Origin of the sequence: Mesorhizobium sp. M7A.F.Ca.CA.002.15.2.1, assembly GCF_003998715.1 — a bacterium.
GTDB lineage: Bacteria > Pseudomonadota > Alphaproteobacteria > Rhizobiales > Rhizobiaceae > Mesorhizobium > Mesorhizobium ciceri.
The window spans coordinates 1-5141 of the sequence record NZ_RZPI01000399.1 but is presented as its reverse complement, the minus strand read 5'-3'; the positions used below and the strand labels follow the sequence as shown (position 1 = coordinate 5141).

5 protein-coding genes are annotated in these 5141 nt (G+C 64.7%); 3 read left to right on the top strand and 2 right to left on the bottom strand.

Features of this window, described 5'->3' with window-relative positions:
- The first annotated feature begins 86 nt into the window (after nt 1-86).
- From flgD to ENZ74_RS20910, 3 genes are all read left to right on the top strand, one after another.
- Nucleotides 87-494, top strand: a complete 408-nt coding sequence (flgD, locus tag ENZ74_RS20920; protein WP_013529774.1) for a flagellar hook assembly protein FlgD — start codon at nt 87-89, stop codon at nt 492-494.
- Between the two features lie 24 nt (nt 495-518).
- Entirely contained in the window at nt 519-785 is a 267-nt protein-coding gene (gene fliQ / locus ENZ74_RS20915; protein ID WP_013529773.1) for a flagellar biosynthesis protein FliQ, read from the top strand.
- Between the two features lie 229 nt (nt 786-1014).
- Nucleotides 1015-2658 (top strand): MFS transporter, encoded by a 1644-nt coding sequence (locus ENZ74_RS20910; RefSeq protein ID WP_127312964.1) that lies wholly within the window; start codon nt 1015-1017, stop codon nt 2656-2658.
- 21 nt (nt 2659-2679) lie between these two features.
- Here ENZ74_RS20910 and ENZ74_RS20905 read toward each other — a convergent pair whose 3' ends face one another.
- Entirely contained in the window at nt 2680-4461 is a 1782-nt protein-coding gene (locus ENZ74_RS20905) for a chloride channel protein (protein WP_063168927.1), read from the bottom strand.
- 136 nt (nt 4462-4597) lie between these two features.
- On the bottom strand, nt 4598-4897 hold the full coding sequence (locus tag ENZ74_RS20900; RefSeq protein WP_063168928.1) for a putative quinol monooxygenase: 300 nt from the start codon (nt 4895-4897) through the stop codon (nt 4598-4600).
- Nucleotides 4898-5141: the final 244 nt, after the last annotated feature.

The window sequence follows — 5141 nt, the reverse complement described above, 5'->3', positions numbered from 1 at the left end:
CTTTATCCGCTCGAACGCCGCGCGCTGGGTGGGAATGACGATGTTTCGGGTGCCGAGCGCCCGTTGGCTGTGGGAGCACGATACTGATGAACGTGGACATGACGACGACGATTCCGACCGGCGCCAATCAGGCCACCGCGTCCACCTCGAAGACAGCAGTCGACTACCAGTCCTTCCTGAAGCTTCTGATCGCCGAGATGAAGAACCAGGATCCGACCAAGCCGATGGATTCGACGCAGTATGTCGCCCAGCTCGCCACCTTCTCGCAGGTCGAGCAATCGGTGCAGACCAACACCAAGCTCAATCAGATCATGCAGTCCTCGGCGCTGTCGCAGGCCGACGCACTGATCGGGCGCTCGATAACCTCCGCCGACGGCCTGACGACGGGCACCGTGGCTTCGGTGCGCCTCGCCAGCAACGGTCTCATCGCCGTGCTGCAGAACGGCACCGAAGTCGCGGTCGGTCCGGGAGTTTCGGTCAAGGCGGCAAGCTGACGCTTTCGACAGAGAGCCAGTCCCATGAATGAGGCCGACGCTCTCGACATCGTCCAGTACGCGGTATGGACGGTGCTCGTCGCGTCCGCTCCGGTGGTGCTGGTCGCCATGGTGGTCGGCATCGGCATCGCCCTCATCCAGGCGCTGACCCAGGTGCAGGAAATCACCTTGACCTTCGTGCCGAAGATCGTCGCCATCATGCTGGTGGTGGCGCTGACCGGCCCCTTCATCGGCAGCCAGATATCGGCCTTCACCAACGTCATCTTCGAGCGCATCCAGAACGGGTTCTAACCTGTTTTGGGAAGGCGTGCCGCGGCATGCCGTTCGTAATTGTCCGAAGACAGACGCCGCCGATCCCCTTGGCGCCTCCGCACGCACGGCAGACAAGGCCTGGACCGCCTCTATCCCATTGTTGGACCATGAGCTTTTTTGCCCTTTGCGGCGCCATGCCCTACTTTCGGCAAACGGTCTGCGCAAACGGATTGTCTGACGGGCAGGCACGACATGGCAGGAATCCCAAATGATTGACGAAAAGCCGGACAGCGAGAGCGTCTCGGCGCTGGCGCCCTTCCGGCACGGCATTTTCCGCGCCGTGTGGGGCGCAAGTCTCGTCTCGAATTTCGGTGGCCTGATCCAGGGTGTCGGCGCCGCCTGGATGATGACCACGATCGCCACCTCGCCCTATCAGGTGGCCCTTGTCCAGGCTTCGACCACCTTGCCGATCATGCTGTTTGCGTTGGTCGCCGGCGCCATCGCCGACAGTTTCGACCGGCGCAAGGTGATGCTGGTCGCCCAGACCTTCATGCTGGTGGTGTCGGTGCTTCTGACCCTGTTCACCTATTCGGGCCTGATCACGCCATGGACGCTGCTTGCCTTCACCTTCCTGATCGACAGCGGCACCGCGCTCAACAGCCCATCATGGCAAGCCTCCGTCGGCGATATCGTTCCCCGCAACAAGGTGCCGGCGGCCGTCGCCCTCAATTCGATGGGCTTTAACCTGACGCGCAGCGTCGGTCCGGCGATCGGCGGCATCATCGTCGCCGCCGCCGGTGCGGCAGCCGCCTTCGCGGCGAACGCGGTGAGCTATATCGGCCTGATCGTCGTGCTGGCGCGCTGGAAGCCGAACGTGCCGGTATCGACCTTGCCGCGCGAGTCGCTGGGGGCCGCCATGGGCGCCGGCCTGCGCTATGTCGCCATGTCGCCCAATATCGGCAAGGTGCTGGTCAGGGGTGCTGCGTTCGGCTTCAGTGCAGGCGCTGTGCTTGCGTTGCTGCCTCTGGTGGCGCGCGACGTCGTCAAGGGCGATGCGCTTACCTATGGCATCATGCTCGGCGCCTTCGGCATCGGCGCGGTCGGCGGCGCCTTGATCAGCGTCAGGCTGCGGCAGTTGCTCTCCAGCGAGACGATGGTGCGCTGTGCGTTCGCCGGCTTCGCCGTCTGCGCCTTCAATGCCGCCGTCAGCCAGCATGCCTGGCAGACATCGCTCGGCCTGCTTGTCGGCGGTGCCTGCTGGGTGATCGCGCTTTCGCATTTCAACGTCACGGTGCAGATGGCGACGCCGCGCTGGGTGGTCGGCCGGGTGCTGTCGGTCTACCAGACCGCGACCTTCGGCGGCATCGCGCTCGGCAGCTGGATCTGGGGCGTCGTCGCCGACGCGCATGGCGCCGAAACCGCGCTGATCGCCGCCAGCATCGCCATGCTGGCCGGCGGCGCCATCGGTCTTTTGCTCCCGCTGCCGCAACAGCAGGCGCTCAACCTCGACCCGCTCAATCGCTTCAAGGAACCGCATTTGGCGCTTGACCTGAAGCCGCGCAGTGGTCCCATCGCCATCATGATCGAATATGTGATCCGCCACGAGGACGAACCGGAGTTCCTCGCCATCATGGCCGAACGCGGCCGCATCCGCCGCCGTGACGGCGCCCGCAACTGGACGCTGGCGCGCGATCTCGAGAATCCCACCGTATGGATCGAGCATTATCACACGCCGACCTGGATCGAGTATATCAGGCACAATGGACGCATCACCCATGCCGACGCCGTCATCGGCGAACGCGTGCGGGCCCTGCACAGCGGCGACGAACCGCCCCGCGTACGACGCATGATCGAGCGCCCGACCACCGCCGGCACGGCGCTTGTGATGGCCAAGGGGCCGATCGAGCATTAAGCCCGTAACCCCTCTTGCCCTCTACCCCTCGCCCGACAGGTCCCGGCGCGCCTTGTCGAGTTCCTCGGCATAGCGCCGCATCAAATGGCCTTCGGTCAACAGGCCCAGCACGATGTGGTCGGTGAAATCCTCGACCACGGCGAGTTCTTCGGCGCCCGCCCGCTGGAATGTTTCCGCGGCGGCCTGCACGTTCATGCTCGGCACCAGCACCGCGTCCTTGTATTTGGCGAGATCGCGCACCGGCACCTCGCCATCGGACGGATCGCTGTGCAGTTCGGCCACGATCAGCACGCCGACATAGTGGTCGCCCGCATCGACGGCGATGACGCGCTGGGCAGAGCCGAGCGGCACCTCCTTGCGGAAGGCTGCCAGCGTCGTCGAGGCATAGATGGTCTTGATGTCCTTGCGCATCATCGAGCCGACTGTGAGGCTGCGCATCCAGCCGACATCGTGGGCGCTGCGGATGGTCTCGCCGCGCAGATGGAAGCGCCATGTCGAGAACGAGTAGCCGAAGGTTTCGCGCACCAGGATGGCCGACATGATCGAGGCGGCCAGCACGACGCCGGTCAACGTCAGGTCGCGGGTCGATTCCAGCGCCAGGAAGGTCATCGTCAGCGGACCGCCGACGACACCGACGGCGAGCGACGTCATGCCGACGACGGCGGCGACGGCAGGGTCGATGCCGGTTGCCGGAGAAATAACAAGCATCACATCCGCGAACGCCTTGCCGAGCAGCGCGCCGAGGAACAGCGAGGCAAAGAACAGCCCGCCGCGAAAACCCGATCCCAGCGAGACCGCCGACGCCGCCAGCTTGAGCACGAAGACGCTGGCCACCACGGCCAGCCCGTAATTCATCGAGAATTCGCGATGCAGCGCGCCATGGCCGCTGGACAGCACCTGCGGCGTGATCAGCCCCAACAAGCCAACGATGACGCCGCCAATGACGGGGCGCAGCGACGCATCGATCGACAGCCTGGCGAAACCGCGCTCGATCAGCGTCACCAGATGCATGATGGCGATCGAGGCGGCACCGCCGAGCAGCCCGAGCAGCAGGAACGGCACATACTGGCTGGCGGTGAGCGCCGGCAGACCCGAAAGCTCGAGCGGGAAAGGCACCCCGCCGAACATTTCAGCGGTCAGCGAGGCTGAGATCGCGGCGGTCATGACAGGCGCGACATTGGCGACCGAGTAGATGCCGATGACCAATTCGAAGCCGTAGAAGGCGCCGGTCAGCGGTGCATCGAAGGCAGCGGCGATGGCGCCGGCCGCACCACAGCCGACCAGGATACGGACATCGTTGCGGCGCAGCCTGAAGATGCCCGCCAGCCGCGATGCCAGCCCGGAGCCAACCTGCGTGTAGCCGGCTTCCAGCCCGACCGAGGCGCCAAAACCGCTGGAGATCATCGTCTGGCCGGCGATGATGAAGGTGTCGGTCAGCGACATGCGCCCGCCATAGAGCGCATTGGCTTCGATCGGGTCGATCGGTGTGCGGAATTTCCGTATCCGGAGCCAGACCACCGTCAGCCCCAGCAGTATGCCGCCGATCGCCGGTATCAGCGCCTGCATCGGATTGGCGAGCGAGAACATGCCGGAAAGCCGGCCGCCAGGCTGAACGCCGAACAGCAGCCCGTGCAGGTCCTGCACGATCTGGCTCATCGCCGTGACCAATATGCCAGCCATGACGCCTACGACACCGGCGAGGATGACCACCACGATGCCGCGTGCCTCGAGCAGGGGCAACGACCTGATCAGCACCGCGCGCAGCCGGCGGGCGTAAACTTCGCTGTGGTTTCTGGAAAGCACCGGGGCGGCTCGCCGATATCGAAAGGCAGTGGAAAGCCAGCCTGATACGCCCGGCGGCACGGCATGGCAACCACAATGCCGACAGACACCACATTGGCGACAAGTGGACGCGATATCGATCGGGCCGATGGACCGTTCAGGTCGGCATGGGCTCGCCGGCTTCATAGAGTACGAGGTTGCGCTCGCCTATGCCGAGCGCCGGCCAGCTCGCACGCCAGTCCGCAATGTGCGGCGAGGCGAAGTGCGCGTCGAGCGCTGCCCTGTCGCTCCAGACTTCCGTGACCCGGATGAGCCCGGCATCAAAAACATCCTGCGCATAGGAATATTGGATGCAGCCGACCTCGGCGCGGCTGCCTGAAACCATGCGTTCCATTGCGGGCTTGGCTTCCTCAAATTTGTTTGGCGGCAAGCGGATGGTGCCGATGATCAGAAGCATGGGTTTCCCTTTCCTGGCGAGGCTAGCCGACACGGCGACCTGCGCATGATCGTTCGAACTAGCCAGTCTCCCACCCTCGCGCAAGCTTGGCGGACTACCCTCACAGGGCTGTCGCGCGCTCGGCAGTCTATGGGGTTTGAGGACGATATGGCGATCAGCGAAAGCATTCAGCCCGGCGCGGCCGCCAAGAACGGCCGCGACGTCTTCTTCGCCATCGGCATCGTCATCATACTTGCCGTGCTGT